This is a genomic window from Lutimonas saemankumensis (genome assembly GCF_020171465.1).
Taxonomy (GTDB): Bacteria; Bacteroidota; Bacteroidia; order Flavobacteriales; family Flavobacteriaceae; genus Lutimonas; species Lutimonas saemankumensis.
Window position 1 is genome coordinate 1,037,845 of sequence record NZ_JAIUZR010000003.1, and the last position, 19,624, is coordinate 1,057,468.

Consider the following 19,624-nt stretch of genomic DNA (forward strand, 5'->3'; position numbering starts at 1 on the left):
TAGTGGAAAACGGTTAAAACAAAAACACCCAATTTGATCTCTTTTTCTAAAATCCGGCCAAATTTATGAATCATATATTCTAATCGAGAACCTTTTTTTCAAATTATTGACCGCTTGAAATTTGTCAGATGGCAATTCATGTCAAAAAAAAGACCCGATAAATCGAGTCTATTTTTTTAAAAATAAAAATTCTTATCCCAGTACCTGTTGCACTTTATTGGCTGCCTCCTTAAACTCGACAACTGATATAACGTCAAGTCCACTCTTGTCAATTAGTTCTTTTGCCTCAACAGCATTTGTTCCCTGAAGTCTTACAATAATCGGAACTTTAATGGCGTCTCCCATGTTTTTATAAGCGTCAACAATTCCCTGAGCAACTCTGTCGCATCTCACAATTCCGCCAAAAATATTAACCAAAATGGCTTTTACTTTAGGATCCTTAAGAATAATACGAAATCCTGTTTCAACTCTTTCCGCATCAGCTGTTCCTCCTACATCCAAAAAGTTTGCAGGCTCTCCACCGGATTGTTTGATCAGGTCCATTGTACTCATGGCAAGACCTGCTCCATTAACCATGCATCCCACGTTTCCATCGAGATCCACATAATTCAGTCCCACAGCATTGGCCTCAACCTCAATAGGGTTCTCTTCCCTTAAGTCTCTGAGATCAAGATAATCTTTATGTCTGTATAGGGCGTTGTTATCCAGGGTTACCTTAGCGTCAACCGCCAGAACCATATCATCAGAGGTTTTCAATACTGGGTTAATTTCAAATAATGAGGAATCAGATTCAACATAGGCAGTATAAAGTGCTGATACAAATTTTACCATCTCTTTAAACGCCTTACCTGATAATCCTAAGTTAAAAGCGATCTTACGAGCCTGGAAACCAAGTAATCCCGTTCCCGGATCAATTTCTTCCGTAAAAATTAAATGAGGGGTTTCTTCGGCAACTGTTTCAATATCCATCCCTCCTTCTGTGGAATACATAATCATATTTCTGCCCGTTGCCCTGTTGAGCAAAACAGACATATAATATTCTTCGGGTTCACTATCACCAGGATAATATACATCCTCCGCAATCAACACCTGATTCACTTTTTTTCCTTCCACCGGAGTTTGTGGTGTTTTCAACATCATTCCAATGATGTCTTTTGATATGTTTTCCACATCATCAAGACTCTTGGCCAGTTTAACCCCACCACCTTTTCCTCTTCCACCTGCGTGAATCTGAGCCTTTATAACCCACCATCCTGTACCGGTTTCAGTTGCCAATTGCTTTGCTACTTCAACAGCCTTCTTGTGATTATCGGCCACTATTCCTCGTTGTATTTTTACTCCGAAACTGTTTAATATCTCTTTTCCTTGATATTCGTGTAAGTTCATTAATTAGACGTTTTTGTTTGATAATTACAAAAGTAACTATTTAATTGAGATAGAATAAACCACCTTATTAAATTTTTTGTTATCCAGATTACATCCTCATATTCAAGATTCTCAAATTATCGTAAATAGTTTAACAATTCTTTAAGACAGAATTATCCCTCCCCTGTATACTTTCGTTGGGTCAAAATAAGCCTACTATTCCTCTTTTATGAGAACAATATTTCTCTTTTATTTTTTAATATCGGTGTTGTCAGTACAGGCACAGATCGAGAGGAAAGAACTACTTACCAATAGGGTAACTGAAGCTCCTGTTATAGACGGAAAACTTGATGAAAAAGAATGGCAGAATGCGGAAATTGCCAAAGATTTTGTCATGTTTGAACCAGGAGATGGTGATAAGGAACCCGAAAATCAAAAGACTGAAGTAAAAATTATCTATGATAACTCTGCCATTTATGTTGGTGCTTATTTATATGATTCGAATCCTGATAAGATCTTAAAACAGCTCAGTGAGCGCGATAATTTTGGAACGGCAGATTTTTTTGCGATCGGGATCAGCCCCAATAATGACGGACAGAATATGTACGCTTTTTTTGTTACTTCGGGAGCTACACAACTGGATGCTCAGTTCTCACCTGCCAACGGCGAAGATTTCAGCTGGAATGAAGTTTGGTTCAGTGAGGTGAGTTTTGACGAAAAAGGATGGTACGTAGAAATGAAAATTCCGTATTCAGCCTTGAGATTTGCTTCCGGTGAAGATATGACCTGGGGCCTTAATTTACACAGACGTATTGAGAGCAGCCGTCAACATTATGTTTGGAATTATATTGACAAATCAACAGGGAGATTCACCCAATATGACGGCATTCTAAAAGGCTTAAAAAACATTGATCCCCCTACCCGACTAAGTTTTTCACCTTTTGGATCATTCATTCTTAACAGTTATGATGGAAATACGGATACAAGCCTGAACTTCGGGATGGATCTCAAATATGGAATAACAGATAATTTTACGCTGTTCGCCACTTTGGTCCCGGATTTTTCCCAGGCGGGATTTGATAATGTTGTCCTAAACCTTGGCCCTTTTGAACAAGTCTTTTCGGAACAGCGCCAATTTTTCATTGAAGGTGCCGATTTACTGAACAAGGGTAATCTGTTCTTCTCAAGAAGAATTGGGAATAGCCCGGTGGGAAGAGGAGATGTGGAAGATGCTTATGACGAGTATGAAATTGTCGATAATCCGGATGAAGTTAAGGTTCTGAATGCTGTAAAAGTAACGGGACGATCACAAAAAGGTTTAGGAATTGGGGTATTGAATGCTGTAACCGAAAACACCTATGCTACCGTAGTAGACACCATTACAGGAGAATCCTCAAGAATAAAAACGGAGCCTCTGGCAAATTACAATGTTTTTGTGGTGGATCAGGAATTCAACAAAAACTCATCTATAGGAATTGTCAATACAAATGTTTTGAGGGAAGGAGATTTTCGCGATGCCAATGTAACCTCTTTGGTTATGAGTCTTGCTAACAGGGCCAATTCCTATAGGTTCAGTCTGGACGGGAGTACCAGTACAATTCGTGAAAACGATATGAATACTACAGGGTTTTCCTCGAGAATGGATTTTGAAAAAACAAAAGGAAGTATTCGATACAGCATAAGACATCGGTTTGCTGATGACAAGTATGACAAAAATGATCTGGGTTTTCAAAGAAATAATAATTATAACGATATCATGGGAAATGTTTCCTATCAGATCTTTAAACCCACAGAGCATTTCAATAATTTCAGAGTAAGTTTTTTTGCCGGACATTTTAGAAGGTTTGACCCAAGTGTATCCACGGGTAATTACATGGAAATAGATGCATTTGCCACCAATCTTAAACAATACTCCTATGGTTTGGAAATTGGCACAAATCTGGGGGAGCGAGTTGATTTTTTCGAACCACGTACTGAAGGAAGGTTCTGGAAACGTAACGGTATGTTTTCAACAGAAGGTTTCTTTTCATCAGATTTCAGAAAGAGGCTGGCAGCTGAAATTGGTCTTGAATACAGAAAGCGATACGGCACTAAAGAGCAGTCATTCGAATTTGGTCTTTCTCCCCGATTCAGGATGAATGATCGATTGGAATTTGGCTATGGATTTATTCTGGATCAGAGCTTTAACCAACCGGGTTATGTTGATACCCTTGAGGATGAAACAATAATTTTTGGAGTAAGACAAAACAACCAGATCGAAAATAGTTTTTCAGGTAAATACAATTTTAATGATAAATCTTCAATCAGTATTTCCTTTAGGCATTATTGGTCAACAGTGGCCTACGAAGACCAATATTATCAACTTGAAGAAGACGGTTATTTAAGCCCCCACCCCTATGAAGAAAATAATGATGTGAATTTTAACAACTGGAACCTTGATCTTAGATATGTCTGGCAATTCACCAGGGGAAGTGAACTTGTTGCCTTGTACAGAAATACAATCGAAAATCAAAATGATCGTTCATACTTGTCATTTGGGGAAAACCTTTCTGAACTCCTTGAGCAACCTTATGGACATTTGCTATCCATAAAACTGATATACTTTCTCGACTACAATAATATCAAAAGCTGGTTGAGTAAAGAAAATTCATAATTACTTCGTTGTAAGCCTTTACCGAAAAGATTAGGTGCACTTGATAACTCATCAAAATATTGTATTTTCACACGCATAAATTACTGTAATGATCAAAGCCGAAAACATCCATAAATATTATGGAGACCTGGAAGTTCTAAAAGGTGTGGACCTTCATATAAAAAAGAGTGAGATCGTTGCCATAGTCGGTCCAAGTGGAGCAGGAAAAACAACACTTTTACAAATTCTGGGAACTCTGGATAAACCTACCCAAAGTGAAGGCTTGTCCATCAATGATACGGAGATTAAAAGACTAAACGACAAAGCACTTTCGAAATTTCGAAATAAGCATATTGGATTCATTTTTCAGTTTCATCAGCTGCTTCCAGAATTTACAGCCTTGGAAAATGTTTGTATACCCGGGTTCATTGCCAACAGATCAAGGAAAGAAGTAGAGGAAGAAGCAGAAAGATTATTATCCTTTATGGGACTTTCAGATCGTAAGAATCACAAACCAAGTGAACTATCCGGAGGAGAACAGCAAAGAGTAGCAGTGGCAAGGGCCTTGATCAATAAACCTGACGTTATTTTCGCTGATGAACCCAGTGGCAATTTGGATACCACCTCATCAAGAAATTTACATGAGCTTTTCTTCACCCTTCGCGATAAGTTTAAGCAGACCTTCGTCATTGTGACCCACAATCAGGAACTGGCTCAAATGGCGGATCGAAAACTGGAAATGAAGGATGGTAAAATTATTCATTCATAAATCTTCATTTGTTGTATGAAAATAGGTATTGTCAGTGCCATGAAGGAGGAGATTCAGGCTATTCTCAATGTTCTAAAGGTTCAAAAAAAATCGACCAAAGGCATGCGTACCTATTTTGAAGGTACTCTGTTTAACAAAGAGGTGGTCATCGTTTTTTCAAGATGGGGGAAAGTGGCCTCAGCGACAACTGCAACCCAACTATTGAATGACTTTAATATTCAGGAAATAATATTCACAGGTGTTGCCGGAGGGATTCAGCCTGAAGTGTCTATTGGAGACATAATAATAGGAGAAGAACTCTATCAACATGATTTAGATGGAAGTCCTTTGGTGGCCACATATGAAGTTCCTCTTTTGGGATTGAGATCTTTCAATACAGATCATGATAAAAGGAACAAATTGAAGCTGGCCTGTGAATCTTTTTTTGATACTATTCATAATTATATTGATCGTGACAAGCTGAGCCAATTTGAAATCTCAGAACCGAACATTCATATTGGGGCCATTGCCTCGGGTGATCAGTTCATATCAGGAAAGGAACAAATATCTTCTATTCTATCGGGACTGCCTGATGTAAAATGTGTGGAAATGGAGGGAGCAGCTGTTGCTCAGGTATGTTATGAGTACGAGGTGCCCTACTCCATCATCCGAACCATATCTGATAATGCCAATCATAACGCTCACGTCGATTTTCCAAAATTTGCCAATGAAATTGCCAGTATCTATGCACTTGCTGTTTTAGAGAATTATCTGAAAGATTAGTATTCCGTTACTAAGGAAAAATTGTAACCTTTCTGTCCCGCTTGATAAAATGCAATTTATCATCTTTATAAATCTGTTGCCTGTATCCGAATAAATGAAAAATAGGAAGCGTCATGAACCGGGCTACTTTTGGGTCAACAATCAAGGTGTAATTATTCTCCGGGTCCTGGTTTACCCCGGGTATTAGCCTCAAAAAGTGATTAAATTTAAGTCTTCTCGCGATGATGGATAGCCATAACCAGAATTTCGATATTTTCTTTAAGACAAAGAAACCGTCTTCTCCCTGCTCTTGATACAAAGGCATAAAAATCCTCCCCCTTCTGGGAGAAGGAATAGGTGTACCATTGCTAAAAGCCAATAATGCATCTTTTTTGATAGGTTCAAAATTTTTGAATCCCGGCCGCATGTTAAAATCCTCATCCGGTTTGATCTCGTACCTGTATTTTATCGCGAAGAACTGATATTTGCAACAGAGGTTTTCAAATACTTTCTGGTAGGTTGAATATTCAGGAACATTTCCTTTTTCTATACACTTGGAATGAACGAGAGCCTTCCAGATGAAAGCTTCGCAATTCACTATCGAGGAAGGATCCTCATGCGCACCGCCTTCAAATCCCAGGGCAATATGCCCATATTCATTGATAAAAGTCAACAGGGGACCATCTAGAAACTCTTCAATCCCGAAAACAACAGGGACAGGAAAATTTGATGAAAATTTTCTATTATTCAGGGAATCGCTAATTGTAATAAAAGGAACAGAAGGTGCAGAAGTAGTATGTAAATCAAGAAAATAAAACGGCCCTGGTTCATTTAGCAGAATTGCCTTAACAATGGACAAAATTTCTATTTGTTCCTTTCTTTCAGCGATTAATCCTGCACTGGTTTTAATGGGATCCTCAAAGTGCTCATTTCTCCATATCCTGTTCAGATCAAACTCCTCGAAACGAACTCCTTTATTCAAGGCATTTATATTTCCCAAAATAAAATGTACATTACCTTTAAATCGGATATTTCTTTCCGCAATTTTCGAAATAACCTTTTCAGAAGCGTATACACCTGCCTTTTCATTTCCGTGTATTCCAGCAAAAATTAGTATTGTAGGACCATTATTCGTACCGTAAAAACTTCCGAGAACCCTATTTTCAGGCGAAAACCGTTTCTTATTCTTCGTAACCGCAGTCATATCAGGAACTCAGAATTTTATTCAGATCGTTTTTCGTTAGAATTCCAACCAGATCCTCTAATTCAATAATAGGCAAACATCCAATCCTGTTTTCTATCATAATTTTATTTGCCTTTTCAATGGAAGTTTCTGAATCAACGGTGATGACATCTTTTACCATTATATCTTTAGCAACAATCACATTGGTATCCTGGCCACTTATCTCCTGAATATTTTTCTTTGTAATCAATCCGGTAAGCCTGTTTTTGTCATCAACCACCGGGATATGATGAATATTTCTCCACTCCATGATTTTAGAAACCAGTTCAACCAGATCATTTTCATTAACCACAAAAACTTCAGTGGTCATGAATTTTTCCAATTTGGTCATACCAATATCCAGGTCCAAAACGTGATTGTCCTTGGCTAGTTTCCAGTCATGAACAGGATTTCCTTCTTTCTGGTTTTGATATAAATGCGCTGTCAAGGTAGCATTGGCAATGTCCTTTGTCATTTTTTTCTTCAGAATTCGATTGCTGTGTCTCATCCACTGCGAACCGGTATATCTCGTTTCCGCCCGCTTTTGAATAATATTGAGATAATAATCGATATCTTTCTGATCAATGTGAGATTTAAGAAGCCCTTCCCTGGCAATCGGAATTAGCTCCGTTAGTATCAATCTTCTTGCAGAAATCCCTTGACCAAACCAGTTAAAATATGTATTGATCCCTGTTCGTGCCGCATTTATAAAGTTACCCTTGACTTCATTAAATGGAAGGAAATCAGGTAAATTCTTGTATTTTTCCGGAATTCCCTGCATCAACCCAACCCAGAACAGCGCATTGGCAACTTCGTCTTTAACAGTGGGTCCCGCGGGAATATACCTATTTTCGATTCTCATATGTGGAATCCCATGAGTTTCACCGTAACACAATCTGTTCCATCTGTAAATGGTTCCATTATGTATATTGATAGCTTCCAGTTTAGGAATCTTCCCGTTCTCAAGTTGAGCCACGGCATCCTCTTTCATTTCTTTTGTCGTGGTAAGAAGTGGCGTGTATCTGACGATGTCATCCTGATATAACTCTATTACCGAATCCTTTATCCAGCTACTTCCAAAAGATACTCTTGGTTTTTGTTCCCTGAGAAGATAAGAACGGTTTCTCAGGTCAACACTTTGCTGAAACAGGGCAATTCTGGTTTCACTCCATAACTCACGGCCAAGCAATAAGGGTGAATTTGCTGCAATCGACAAAACAGGCCCTGCAATGGTTTGGGACCAGTTGTATTTATCAACAAGTTCATCCTGAGGAATTTGTAAATGGACCTGAAAACTTGTATTGCAAGCCTCAAATAAAATTGATTTATGATTGATGATCAGTTCATCTACACCTTTTATCCTTAAAAGAAAATCATCCCCTCTTATACTTTTCAAAATCTTATTCAAAACCTTATATCTTGGATAAGGTGTAATATTCTTGAAAATCATATCACGTTTTCTCAGTGTCGGGAGAATACCTGTCAGAATGATTTTTGTATTATCGATTTCCGAAGCAATTTTATCTGCTCTTGAAATCAATGTGTTTAACTCTTCTTCTATTTTCGAAAAGCACTTATTTGACAATTTGTGGGGATCCAGGTTGATCTCCATATTAAATAAGGCTAGCTCAGTTGTAAAGTGAGGGTCATTGATCTCTTTAAGAATCTCCAGGGAATTACATGAAGGCCGGTAGTTTTTATCTACCAGGCAAAGTTCCTGTTCGGCTCCGATACGCTGTATCCCTTTTTCAAAAACTTCACGATCAAGCATCATTTCCAGCGCCTTTACATCATTGAGCAAATGATATAAAAACTCCTTCCGCTCCCTTAAATTTTCAATTGCCTTTACAGATTGAGAACCCATGAACCATCAAATTTACCTAAGTAAAAATAGGTTAAAAATAATGGTAATTAAATGATTATTATCATATAACAAGTGAAGAGGCAAACAATGGCTTATCCTGCATCATTTTGTTAACCTTTTCTGCCACAGACTCCAGAACAGTTTCATCTTCAAAGTTAACGATGACTTCATCTATAAGATCAACTATAGCCTGCATGTCTGACTCGAGAAGACCCCTGGTTGTAATTGCTGCCGAACCAATTCTGATTCCGGAAGTGATAAAAGGAGATTTATCATCAAATGGAACCATGTTCTTATTAACCGTTATGTCCGCTTTAACCAAGGCATTTTCCGCTTCTTTACCCGTGATATTTTTATTTCTTAGATCGATAAGCATCATATGATTATCGGTTCCGCCTGAAATGATATGATATCCTTTAGCAACAAAGGCCTTAGCTAGTGCAGCAGCATTTTTTTTCACCTGAATCTGATAATTTAAAAACTCATCAGTGAGTGCCTCACCAAAAGCAATGGCTTTGGCAGCAATGATATGCTCTAACGGACCACCCTGGATTCCGGGGAAAACCGCAGAATTCAAAATAGTGCTCATCATTTTAACCTTTCCCTTAAGTGTTGTCTCTCCCATGGGGTTTTCAAAATCTTTCCCCAACATGATGATACCACCTCTTGGGCCTCTCAGCGTTTTATGCGTGGTTGTAGTTACAATATGGCAATGAGGAATAGGGTCATTTAAAATCCCTTTGGCAATAAGGCCGGCAGGATGTGAAATATCTGCAAGCAAGATGGCTCCCACACTATCCGCAATTTCTCTAAAGCGCTTAAAATCAATATCTCTTGAATAAGCAGATGCACCGGCAATAATCAATTTGGGTTTTACTTCGTCTGCTTTTTCCTGGATTTTATCGTAGTTCAACACACCTGTTTCCTTCTCAACTCCATAAAAAGCAGTCTTATAAAGTTTTCCTGAGAAATTTACAGGCGACCCATGAGTCAAATGCCCTCCGTGTGAAAGGTCAAAACCTAATATTTGATCCCCAGGCTCCAAGACGGCCTGAAAAACAGCTGTATTTGCCTGAGAACCTGAATGAGGCTGAACATTTACATATTCCGCATTGAAAAGTTCCTTTGCTCTGTCAATGGCGATCTGCTCTATCTGATCAACAACTTCACATCCTCCATAATATCTTTTACCGGGATATCCCTCAGCATATTTATTCGTTAAAATGGATCCTGCTGCTTCCATTACCTGCTCGCTCACAAAGTTTTCTGAAGCTATCAACTCCAAACCATTTGTCTGTCTTTCTCTTTCCTCAGTTATCAGGTCAAAAATTATTTCATCTCGGCTCATGAATGTCGTTTTATTTGTAAATTTATATATCTGCACAAAAATAATAAATTCATCCCTGATATATAGAGAAACTTATATATTTGGAATGAAATAATTGTTTTCCTAATTAAACGAAATTTTTTTATCAAATTCTTAAAAAACATGAAGATAACTGCTAATAATCCGAAACGAAAAAGCTGGTTGCCCGTTGAAAAGGATTCAGATTTCCCTATTCAAAACATTCCTTTTGGAGTTTTTCTGACCAAGGATGACATCACAACAATAGGAACAAGAATAGGCAATTCGGCAATAGATCTTGCCGCTTTTCAGCAATTGGGATACTTTGAAGGGATTCCCTTGACTGATGATATCTTTATGCAGGACTCTTTAAATGATTTTATCGCCGACGGCCGAACTACCTGGAGGCTTGTCCGCAACAGGATCGCTGACATATTTGATAGTAAAAACGATAAGTTAAAAAATAATAAGAAGCATTGTGAGGAAATTATTTTTAACATCGATGAAGTGGAAATGCTCTTACCCGTGGATATAGGTGATTACACGGATTTCTATTCCAGTAAGGACCACGCCACAAATGTGGGTACCATGTTCAGGGACCCGGAAAACGCGCTTCTTCCCAACTGGTTGCATATTCCCGTAGGTTACCACGGAAGGGCATCTTCAGTTGTGGTGTCCGGGACCAAGATCAGACGACCATCCGGGCAGACACTCCCACAAGGAGCCTCTGAACCTGTTTTTGGCCCTTGTAAATTACTTGATTTTGAGGTTGAAATGGGTTTTATAACCACAGCTGCTAATGATCTTGGAAAACCAGTTCCGGTATCGGAAGCGAGAAATCATATTTTTGGGATGGTTTTGCTCAATGACTGGTCTGCGAGGGATATTCAAAAATGGGAATATGTGCCTCTGGGCCCATTTCTTGCAAAGAATTTTGCTTCAACAATTTCTCCCTGGGTCGTAACTCTGGATGCGCTCGAACCTTATAAATCGAAAGGTCCGGAACAAGATCCTAAACCTTTGCCATATCTTGAAGAAGAAGGGCTCAACAGCTACGACATTAAGCTGCTGACTTCTATAAAACCCAAAAAACAAGAAGAGACTTTGGTCAGTACGACCAATTTCAATAATCTTTACTGGAGTATTGCTCAGCAATTGGCCCATCAAACGGTTAACGGATGTAATGTAAGGGCTGGTGATCTTTATGGAAGTGGTACGATATCCGGAAAAGAAAAAAGCAGTTATGGATCCATGCTGGAATTAACCTGGAAAGGAACTGAACCGCTAAAAATGTCAGATGGAACGGAAAGAAAGTTTATTCTTGACGGAGACACGGTTATCATGCGCGGACACTGCGATAATGGAGAGGTAAGAATCGGTTTTGGGGAATGCACCGGAAAAATCAAAAAGGCCTTAACCTTTGAGGACAACTAAGCAGATTTATTATTTTCGATTTGATTGTGGAATTAAAAAATTTAAATTTCATAATTACGAATTACCGGATAATTCAATAACCGTAATTTCCGGCCATATTCCGACTCTTCCGGGAAAACCCAAAAATCCAAAGCCGCGATTGACGTATAAATACTGTTTACTTTTCTCATAAAGGCCTGCCCATTGGGGATAAATATATTTGATCGGGCTCCACTTGAATCCGGGAATCTCTACACCAAACTGCATACCATGTGTATGGCCAGAGAGTGTGAGATCAAAATGCTCCGGATGTTCAATGACCTTCTTGTTCCAGTGCGTAGGATCATGACTGAGTAAAATCTTGAATTTCATATCTTGATTTCCTTCCAGGGCCTTGTCAATATCTCCTCGTTGTGGAAAAGGCTTGTTTCCCCAGTTTTCAACTCCGTAGATTCCAAACCTGTCCCCTTCTTTTTCTATGGTTGCATTCTCATTATTCAATAACTTAAACCCCATCTGCTTCTGGTATCTGTAAAGCAATTTCATATTTTCTTCCTTGTCTGCCAGGGAATCCCATTTTTTATAATCTCCATAATCGTGATTTCCCAGAACCGAATAAACTCCATGAGGGGCCTTCAGCCTTTTAAAATCCTCTATAAACGGTACAATTTCACGAGAGTCATTATTGACCAGATCCCCTGTAAACAAAATCAGATCCGGTTCTTGCTCATTTATCATTTCAACTCCTTCTGTGATAGCAGAAGCATCATCAAAACTTCCTGAATGAATGTCAGAAATCTGAACGATCCTGAATCCCTGAAAAGCCTTTGGCAAGTTATCAAATGACAACTTTAATGTGTTTACACGAAAATTATATTTTCCCTTAGTGATTCCATATAGCATGGATGTAAATGGTATGGCGGCCACAATCAATCCCGTTTTTCTAATAAAGGATCTTCTCCCCGGCCTTGATATCTCTCCCTTTTTTGATTGGAATAAATTCCGAATCACCAAAACAAAATAACTAAGATACCTGTAAACATCTTCAAACAAAAACAAAAGGACCAGAAGAATCTTTACAACCATAAAAGCAAAGAAGAATCCAATGGCCAGATTGGGGGCCCATTCTACCACTAATGGTTTTAATGTAAAATAAGTATACAGATAATAGAACCCTGTATAGCCCAAGGCCAAAAAAATAATGAACAAGAAATTATAATAATTCTTCCATCTGCTCTTACTGATACTTTTTCGCAGAGCGGTATAAACGTAAACGTCCATGATCAAAAAAACGATCAGGGTCCATACGAGATTAAATGAAATATTTCTTGTCGACATTTATAGTTTCCTTCTTTTCTTTTCTTTAGAAATAAGGTCTAGTTCTCGGTTAGTCTGACCTGCTACAGAGGTGTTTTCCTCTGCACGTCGTATCAGGTAAGGCATAACATCTTTCACGGGACCAAAAGGAAGGTATTTGGCCACATTAAAACCCTGATCAGCCAGGTTAAATGATATATTATCACTCATTCCATACAATTGACCAAACCACAATCGATCATCACTTTTGTCAATTTTGGCCTTTTCGATAAGGTCCATAAGCAAATAAGAACTTTCTTCATTGTGCGTTCCGCAAAAAATTGCCATATCTTCTATGTTATCGAACATGTATTTGAGGACATCATTGAAGTTTTTATCCGTATCTTCCTTTGTGGCGCATATGGGGTCCTGGTATTTGTTTTCTTCAGCCCGTTCTCGTTCTTTTTCCATATAGGCTCCTCTTACGAGCTTCATACCTATTTTAAAACCTTTCTTTTTTGCCCGCTGGTGAAGGCCTTTTAAATAGTCCAGTCTGTCATGACGATATAGCTGTAAGGTACTGAATATGATCACCTTTTCTTTATTATACTTTTCCATCAGATCCTCTAAGAGATCATCAGCGGCTTTCTGCATCCAGCTTTCTTCGGCATCAACAAGTAAGCATTCATTCCTTTCATAACAAGCTTTGGCAACCTTTTCAAAACGTTCCACAACCCGTTCCCATTCCTTCTCCTCTTCCTTATTCAATGCTTCGCCTTCTGTTATTTTTCTATACAATTCAAACCTTCCGAAACCTGTTGGTTTAAATACTGCAAACGGCATCGCATCCTTTTCATTGACAAAACTGATAAGAGAAAGGGTTTTATCAAGTACGGCATCAAACTGCGCTTCCTCTTCCTTTCCTTCAACCGAATAATCCAATACCGAATAAACTTTCTTTTCATGCATTCGTTCAATGATCGGCATACAGTCCGTTTCACTAACCCCTCCGCAAAAATGATCAAAAACAGTCGACCTGATTAATCCTTCCACAGGTAATGAAGATTTCAAAGCAAATTTGGTAACCGCTGTTCCAATTTTAACCAAGGGCTCACTCTTGATTAGTTTAAATAAAAAATAGGCTCTTTCCAACTCTGAATCAGATTTTAGACTAAAAGCCACCTCAGTATTATTAAAAAGTTCATTCATGCTATTTTCTTTTTAGCAAAGATACCGAGAGTGATTTATTTTTTTAAAAAATTTCACCGTTATTTGCATCATAAAAAACGATTTTTATGCAATCAATACGATCTACAAATTACTTTGTGCATTTTCAGGAAGAAGCCTACAGATCTTTGCGGGATTATTTGAATGAAAATCATCATTCAAAAGTATTTATTCTTGTAGATACGAACACTGAGAAGCACTGCCTGAAAGGATTTTTGCAGAGAGCTCAGTCTGATTTGAATTTTGAAGTGATCCGGATTGAGGCAGGTGAAGAGTTCAAGCATATAGAAACCTGTAATTATCTTTGGAATACCCTTTCTGAAAAAGGTGCCGACAGGAAATCACTGATGATCAATCTCGGTGGCGGAGTGATTACTGACATGGGAGGATTTGTGGCTTCCACGTTTAAAAGAGGGATCAAATTCATCAATATTCCAACCACCCTTCTAAGTATGGTGGATGCCTCAGTTGGTGGTAAAACAGGTGTAGATCTTGGGGTGCTAAAAAATCAAATCGGATTATTCAGCAATCCTGAAATGGTTTTGGTGGATATGGATTTTTTAAAGACCGTGTCTGACAGAGAAATGAGGTCCGGACTTGCTGAGATTATAAAATACGGCTTCACTTTTGACAAAAAGCTTTGGGGTACCATCGAGGAGTTTACAGAAGTTGATTTACAAAAAATCAACCCGCTGGTGTACAGATCTGTCGAGATAAAAAATGAAGTTGTTTTAAAGGATCTTCTCGAAAATGATCTTCGAAAGTCTTTAAACTTTGGACATACCATTGGCCATGCCATTGAGTCTTATTTCCTGGAATCTGCTGATAAAAAAAATCTGACTCATGGTGAAGCCATTGCGGCCGGTATGGTCATAGAACTATTCTATTCTTCCCGGGTTTTTGATTTTCCTTTTTCACTTACGGAATCGCTGCGCTCCTTTGTCCTGGACTTTTATGGCTCCATTCAACTGGAAAAAGAGGACTTCAATGCAATCGTAGATCTCATGAAATTCGATAAAAAGAATGTCGGTGGAAAGGTCAATTTTGTCCTGCTGAACGCCATTGAAAATTGTAAACTTGATATTCAGCTCAACCCCGAGTTAATCGAAGAGGGATTACATTACTATAAGCACGGTCTAACCTAAAAATTTAGAGAACCGGCGTCTCAATTACCATTTTTGATAACTCTCTTATACATTTTTTCATACTTGGGAAGAATGGAGTCAATGGAAAATCTGTGAGCCTCATCAAATGCCTGTTGCTTAAATTTTTCGAGCCTCTTTTCATCACTTAGCAGATAGAGCGCATTTTTAGCCATCTCATCAACATTTCCAACATCACTCAAAAATCCTGTAACTCCGTCAATGTTCACTTCAGGAAGTCCACCTGTATTACTCGAAATAACCGGAGTCTTTCCTGCCATGGCCTCCAGAGCAGCCAATCCAAAACTTTCAGTTTCTGAAGGGAGTAGGAACAGGTCGGATAAACAAAGTATTTTTCTTATTTCATCACTTTTTCCCAGGAACAGGATCTTCTCCTTGATACCTAATTCCTTGGCCAAAAGATCCGCTTTTTCTCTGTCCGGGCCATCTCCAACAAGAATGAGTTTAGCTGAAATTTGTTTCTGTACTTGGTGAAAAATATTAATTACGTCCAATACTCGTTTTACTGGTCTCAAATTACTTACATGAGCCAATATCTTTTCCTCGGGTTTTGCGAGGGTTCCTCTGATACAGTCCTCGGAACTCCATTTTTCCTGTTGTTCAAAATCAATAAAATTGTAAATAACTTCAATATTCTTTCTGATATTAAACAATCTTAGCGTATCATCTTTTAAGCTCTCTGACACCGTAGTTACGGCATCGGAATGGTTAATGCTGAATTCCACAGCTGGCTTGTAAACAGGGTGGCTTCCAACCAGGGTAATATCAGTGCCATGCAAGGTCGTCACAATTGGAATCTCAATACCAATATCCCTGAGCATTTGTTTTGCCATGTAGGCCGCATAAGCATGAGGAATGGCATAGTGTACGTGTAACACATCCAGACTGTACTTTTCAACAGATTCGACCAGTTTACTGGAAAGAGCCAGATTGTAAGGCTGATAATGAAATAGGGGGTAATTCTCTACAAAAACTTCATGAAAATGCAAGTTGTGATTAAGAAAATTCAATTTAACGGGCTGATGAGAGGTTATAAAATGTACCTGGTGCCCCTTCTGCGCGAGGGCCATTCCAAGCTCGGTTGCCACTACTCCACTACCTCCATAGGTGGGATAGCAAACAATTCCTATGTTCATGTTTTGAAATTTATTTATATAAAGACGAGATTAAACTCTTTTCTTACTTTAAAAGTTTGATCATTCCTCCTGTTTAATGTCACTTCATTTATGCGATAACTTTTTTCAAAAGAATAATTGTAAATTCGTCTGTTGTAAAAATATGCTTTTAAATGGACTTTGACTATTTTTTATCATTGAATTCGAAGATGGAAGAAATGCGGTTAGGCGGATTGGAATCGCAGTTCAAAATGGTGCCCAAGGAGCGGAAAATGATAAATGTTGAATCCATTAAAGACCCAAAGAAGGCGGCCGTTTTAGCCTTATTCTATCCGGACCAGTTCAATCTGACACATTTTCTTTTGATTTTAAGAGCCTCCTATGATGGGACCCATGCCGCTCAAATTGGTTTTCCGGGTGGAAAGTTCGAAGAAAATGACGGAAATTTAAAAATTACGGCTCTCAGGGAAACCACTGAGGAAGTTGGAATCCCAATGGAAAAAATCAAGATGATACGAAAAATAACCGACACCTATATTCCTCCTTCCAATTTTATGGTGAGTCCATATCTCGGTCTTTCCCACGACATACCCCGGTTCAAGACTAACCATGAAGTTGAAGAAATTATTGAAGTTCCTTTGCAGGACCTTTTGAACGAAAATAGTGTTTCGGTTCAAAATCTTACCACAAGTTATATGCAAAATGTTGACGTCCCTTGTTTTCATCTTAATGACAGGGTCGTATGGGGTGCAACCGCCATGATGTTGAGTGAAATTAAAGACTTAATCAAAGAAAGTCTTCGATAATTTTTTTATGTTTGTGAAGCAAATCGTTAAGAATGGGCTTATTTAAAAGAGATGTTTTTGGCAAAAACCTTTTTTTGAAAAAAACATTGATTAGAGTATTGGGATTATTTTCTCATAGAAGATACCGTGGCTTCAACAAATTACAGATTGAAGGTTCTGAGATCATCAGAGACCTGCCTCATAACAATGTGTTATTTGTTGCAAACCATCAGACATATTTTGCGGATGTTGCGGCAATGCTTCACGTATTTAACGCGTCACTTAGCGGGCGTGTTGACAGTATTAAAGATGTAGGATATCTGTGGCAACCAAAACTCAATATCTACTTTGTGGCTGCAAAAGAAACCATGAGAGCTGGAATACTTCCTAAAATCATGGAATATGCAGGCTCGATTTCGATAGAAAGAACCTGGAGAGAAAAAGGAAAGGATGTCAACAAAAAAGTAAGACTTTCTGATGTTTCAAATATTACCAAAGCCCTAAAAGATGGATGGGTCATCACTTTTCCGCAGGGGACTACGACACCTTTTAAACCGATCCGAAGAGGGACTGCTCATATTATCAGACAGAATAAACCCATTGTAATACCCATTGTTATCGATGGATTTCGAAGATCTTTTGACAAAAAGGGATTACTCATAAAAAAAAGGGGAATCTTGCAGTCTATGGTGATCAAAAAACCCATGGATATTGACTATGAAAATGATACCATTGAAGAGATTGTGGAAAAATTGCAATACGCTATTGAACAACATCCTTCTTTTCTGAAAGTCACAAAAGTCGAAGACTACCATAAAAGCGAAAGAGAACTCAATAAAAAAAGAGAATTTTGGGATATGTACTAAAAAAAACATCCGCCTTAGGCGGATGTTTTTTTATGCCAACCAGGACTTCAGCATCCAAACCGTTTTTTCCTGTTCAGAAACGAAATCGCTCATCATTGCATTAGTTCCCTCATCATCCGCGTCAGCTGACTGACTTAGAATTTTTCTTTCAATTTCGATCAAAATTATTAGTGAATTTACAATCAACTCAACCGATTCCCTATCATTTGAAACATCTTTTCCAACAGGAACAGCAGACAGATCCATATAATCCTTAAATGTGTGTAGTGGAGTTCCCTCCAGGGTAAGGATACGTTCCGCAATCATATCGATCTTTTCCTGCGAATCTGTATATAATTCCTCAAATTTCACATGCAATTCAAAAAACGATTTACCCTTTATATTCCAATGAAGACCCCTTAAGTTCTGGTAGTAAACTTGAAAATTGGCCAAAAGCTCATTCAAACTTTCCTTTAATCCTGAAACTTTTTCTCTATCTAATCCTAAAATTGTACTGTTCATAACATATTGATTTAAATTCAGTTACAAATTTCGACTAAAATTGAGTTATTTTTCTATCAATTTCATTGATAGTTTATATATATTTATCAAAAATATTTATACATGACTATTACTCAATTGAAATATGTCCTTGCCGTTGCAGAATACAAAAATTTTACCCAGGCGGCTGAACATAGTTATGTTACCCAACCAACACTTTCCATGCAGATTCAAAAATTAGAGGAAGAACTGGAGGTAACTATATTTAACAGAAAGAAAAAACCAATTCAGTTGACTCCTATTGGGGAAAAGATCATTCAACAGGCACGATTGATTGTTGATGAAAGTGAAAGGATCAATGATATTGTTGATCAGCAAAAAGGGTTCATAGGTGGTGAGTTCAAACTTGGAATTATTCCAACCGTGATGCCTACGCTTCTGCCTATCTTTTTAAAGAACTTTTTGAATAAATACCCTAAAGTCAAATTGGTCATTGAGGAATTGACGACTGAAGAAATAATCAAGAAACTTACTGACGGGCACCTTGATGTTGGCATTGCAGCCACACCGCTTGAAAATGAAGCCATTAAAGAAAGACCTATTTACTATGAGCCTTTTATTGGTTTCGTATCATCAGATCATCGCCTTTTCAGTAAACCAAATATCTCGGAAGAAGATTTGGACATCGATGATGTTCTGCTTCTGGAAGAAGGGCATTGCTTTAAGAATAGTGTGATTAATATTTGTCAAAACAAAAATACTATTGACAAAAACCATTTTCAATTGGAAAGCGGTAATATTTATACACTGGTAAAATTAAGTAAGGAAGGGTTGGGTATGACGCTCATTCCCTATCTTCACTCACTGGAACTGCCTGAACAGGACAAACAATATCTCAAAGAATTCTCAAATAGCATTCCTGCCCGGGAGGTAAGTATCATATACCATAAATCACAGCTTAAAATGCAACTTATTGAAGCATTAAAAACCACAATAGATGGTGTAATCAGAGGAGCCATATCTTTTCACGATGTGAAAATTATCAGCCCTCTTAACAAGAAATCGGTCGAAATTTAAAATCTAATTTTTGATTAAAGCAAGACTCGGATAAAGTTCCGGTCTGTCTGCAGTGAATTGCAACAACCAAAGTCGCAATTCTTCAATTTCAAATGGTAATAACCTTTTCACAGCTTTTTTTAATTCCTTGCTAAACAATTCAACATCAAAACTAACTTTTTTTAAAACGGTTTTGGTGTAGTCTAAGATTGCTCTTGCCATATATATTGTCTTATTTAAGTAAACAACGTATTCAAAGGAACACTTATCACAAATTAAGTAAAA

17 protein-coding genes are annotated in these 19,624 nt (G+C 38.0%); 8 read left to right on the forward strand and 9 right to left on the reverse strand.

All coding sequences use genetic code 11. The features are described from left to right. Nucleotides 1-192: 192 nt before the first annotated feature. Nucleotides 193-1,386 carry an ADP-forming succinate--CoA ligase subunit beta gene (gene sucC, locus LCM02_RS06090; RefSeq protein ID WP_224927435.1) on the reverse strand — a complete coding sequence of 398 codons (1,194 nt, stop codon included), beginning with the start codon at nt 1,384-1,386 and terminating at the stop codon, nt 193-195. Nucleotides 1,387-1,594: 208 nt separating this feature from the next. On the opposite strand from sucC, the gene LCM02_RS06095 reads away from it, so the two are divergent. The 3 genes from LCM02_RS06095 to LCM02_RS06105 all read left to right on the forward strand — a co-directional run bounded on the left by LCM02_RS06095 (nt 1,595) and on the right by LCM02_RS06105 (nt 5,528). Next, nucleotides 1,595-4,018, forward strand: a complete 2,424-nt coding sequence (locus tag LCM02_RS06095) for a DUF5916 domain-containing protein (RefSeq protein ID WP_224927436.1) — start codon at nt 1,595-1,597, stop codon at nt 4,016-4,018. An 88-nt stretch (nt 4,019-4,106) separates the two neighbouring features. Next, nucleotides 4,107-4,766, forward strand: coding sequence for an ABC transporter ATP-binding protein (locus LCM02_RS06100; RefSeq protein ID WP_224927437.1), 660 nt, complete (start codon nt 4,107-4,109; stop codon nt 4,764-4,766). A 15-nt stretch (nt 4,767-4,781) separates the two neighbouring features. Further along, a complete protein-coding gene (locus LCM02_RS06105; protein ID WP_224927438.1) occupies nt 4,782-5,528 on the forward strand; it encodes a 5'-methylthioadenosine/adenosylhomocysteine nucleosidase in 747 nt (248 codons plus the stop codon). Between the two features lie 10 nt (nt 5,529-5,538). On the opposite strand, the gene LCM02_RS06110 is transcribed toward LCM02_RS06105, so the two are convergent. The 3 genes from LCM02_RS06110 to glyA all read right to left on the reverse strand — a co-directional run bounded on the left by LCM02_RS06110 (nt 5,539) and on the right by glyA (nt 9,941). After that, the gene (locus LCM02_RS06110; RefSeq protein WP_224927439.1) at nt 5,539-6,711 is read right to left on the reverse strand and encodes a M14 family metallopeptidase; all 1,173 of its coding nucleotides are present in this window, start codon (nt 6,709-6,711) and stop codon (nt 5,539-5,541) included. Between the two features lies 1 nt (nt 6,712). Next, nucleotides 6,713-8,593: a CBS domain-containing protein gene (locus LCM02_RS06115; protein ID WP_224927440.1), complete on the reverse strand. Its 1,881-nt coding sequence runs from the start codon at nt 8,591-8,593 to the stop codon at nt 6,713-6,715. Nucleotides 8,594-8,654: 61 nt separating this feature from the next. Continuing rightward, the gene (gene glyA / locus LCM02_RS06120) at nt 8,655-9,941 is read right to left on the reverse strand and encodes a serine hydroxymethyltransferase (protein ID WP_224927441.1); all 1,287 of its coding nucleotides are present in this window, start codon (nt 9,939-9,941) and stop codon (nt 8,655-8,657) included. A gap of 141 nt (nt 9,942-10,082) precedes the next feature. Here glyA and fahA point away from each other — a divergent pair, with 141 nt between their 5' ends. After that, nucleotides 10,083-11,372, forward strand: coding sequence for a fumarylacetoacetase (fahA, locus tag LCM02_RS06125; RefSeq protein WP_224927442.1), 1,290 nt, complete (start codon nt 10,083-10,085; stop codon nt 11,370-11,372). A gap of 54 nt (nt 11,373-11,426) precedes the next feature. Here the strand turns inward: fahA and LCM02_RS06130 are convergent, their stop codons facing one another. Together LCM02_RS06130 and LCM02_RS06135 are read right to left on the reverse strand one after the other, a co-directional pair. Continuing rightward, the gene (locus tag LCM02_RS06130) at nt 11,427-12,689 is read right to left on the reverse strand and encodes a metallophosphoesterase (RefSeq protein WP_224927443.1); all 1,263 of its coding nucleotides are present in this window, start codon (nt 12,687-12,689) and stop codon (nt 11,427-11,429) included. Beyond that, nucleotides 12,690-13,856, reverse strand: a complete 1,167-nt coding sequence (locus LCM02_RS06135) for a proline dehydrogenase family protein (RefSeq protein ID WP_224927444.1) — start codon at nt 13,854-13,856, stop codon at nt 12,690-12,692. Between the two features lie 86 nt (nt 13,857-13,942). On the opposite strand from LCM02_RS06135, the gene aroB reads away from it, so the two are divergent. Continuing rightward, nucleotides 13,943-15,019, forward strand: a complete 1,077-nt coding sequence (gene aroB, locus LCM02_RS06140) for a 3-dehydroquinate synthase (RefSeq protein ID WP_224927445.1) — start codon at nt 13,943-13,945, stop codon at nt 15,017-15,019. Between the two features lie 20 nt (nt 15,020-15,039). Here the strand turns inward: aroB and bshA are convergent, their stop codons facing one another. Then, nucleotides 15,040-16,173, reverse strand: a complete 1,134-nt coding sequence (gene bshA, locus LCM02_RS06145) for an N-acetyl-alpha-D-glucosaminyl L-malate synthase BshA (RefSeq protein ID WP_224927446.1) — start codon at nt 16,171-16,173, stop codon at nt 15,040-15,042. A gap of 152 nt (nt 16,174-16,325) precedes the next feature. On the opposite strand from bshA, the gene LCM02_RS06150 reads away from it, so the two are divergent. Both LCM02_RS06150 and LCM02_RS06155 read left to right on the forward strand, forming a co-directional pair. Then, nucleotides 16,326-16,958: an NUDIX hydrolase gene (locus tag LCM02_RS06150; protein WP_224927447.1), complete on the forward strand. Its 633-nt coding sequence runs from the start codon at nt 16,326-16,328 to the stop codon at nt 16,956-16,958. A gap of 32 nt (nt 16,959-16,990) precedes the next feature. Then, complete coding sequence (locus tag LCM02_RS06155; protein ID WP_224927448.1) at nt 16,991-17,803, forward strand: lysophospholipid acyltransferase family protein; 813 nt, start codon at nt 16,991-16,993, stop codon at nt 17,801-17,803. Nucleotides 17,804-17,833: 30 nt separating this feature from the next. Here the strand turns inward: LCM02_RS06155 and LCM02_RS06160 are convergent, their stop codons facing one another. Next, nucleotides 17,834-18,304, reverse strand: coding sequence for a Dps family protein (locus tag LCM02_RS06160; protein WP_224927449.1), 471 nt, complete (start codon nt 18,302-18,304; stop codon nt 17,834-17,836). Nucleotides 18,305-18,406: 102 nt separating this feature from the next. On the opposite strand from LCM02_RS06160, the gene LCM02_RS06165 reads away from it, so the two are divergent. Then, complete coding sequence (locus tag LCM02_RS06165) at nt 18,407-19,360, forward strand: LysR family transcriptional regulator (RefSeq protein WP_224927450.1); 954 nt, start codon at nt 18,407-18,409, stop codon at nt 19,358-19,360. 3 nt (nt 19,361-19,363) lie between these two features. Here LCM02_RS06165 and LCM02_RS06170 read toward each other — a convergent pair whose 3' ends face one another. Then, nucleotides 19,364-19,561, reverse strand: a complete 198-nt coding sequence (locus tag LCM02_RS06170; RefSeq protein WP_224927451.1) for a hypothetical protein — start codon at nt 19,559-19,561, stop codon at nt 19,364-19,366. Nucleotides 19,562-19,624: the final 63 nt, after the last annotated feature.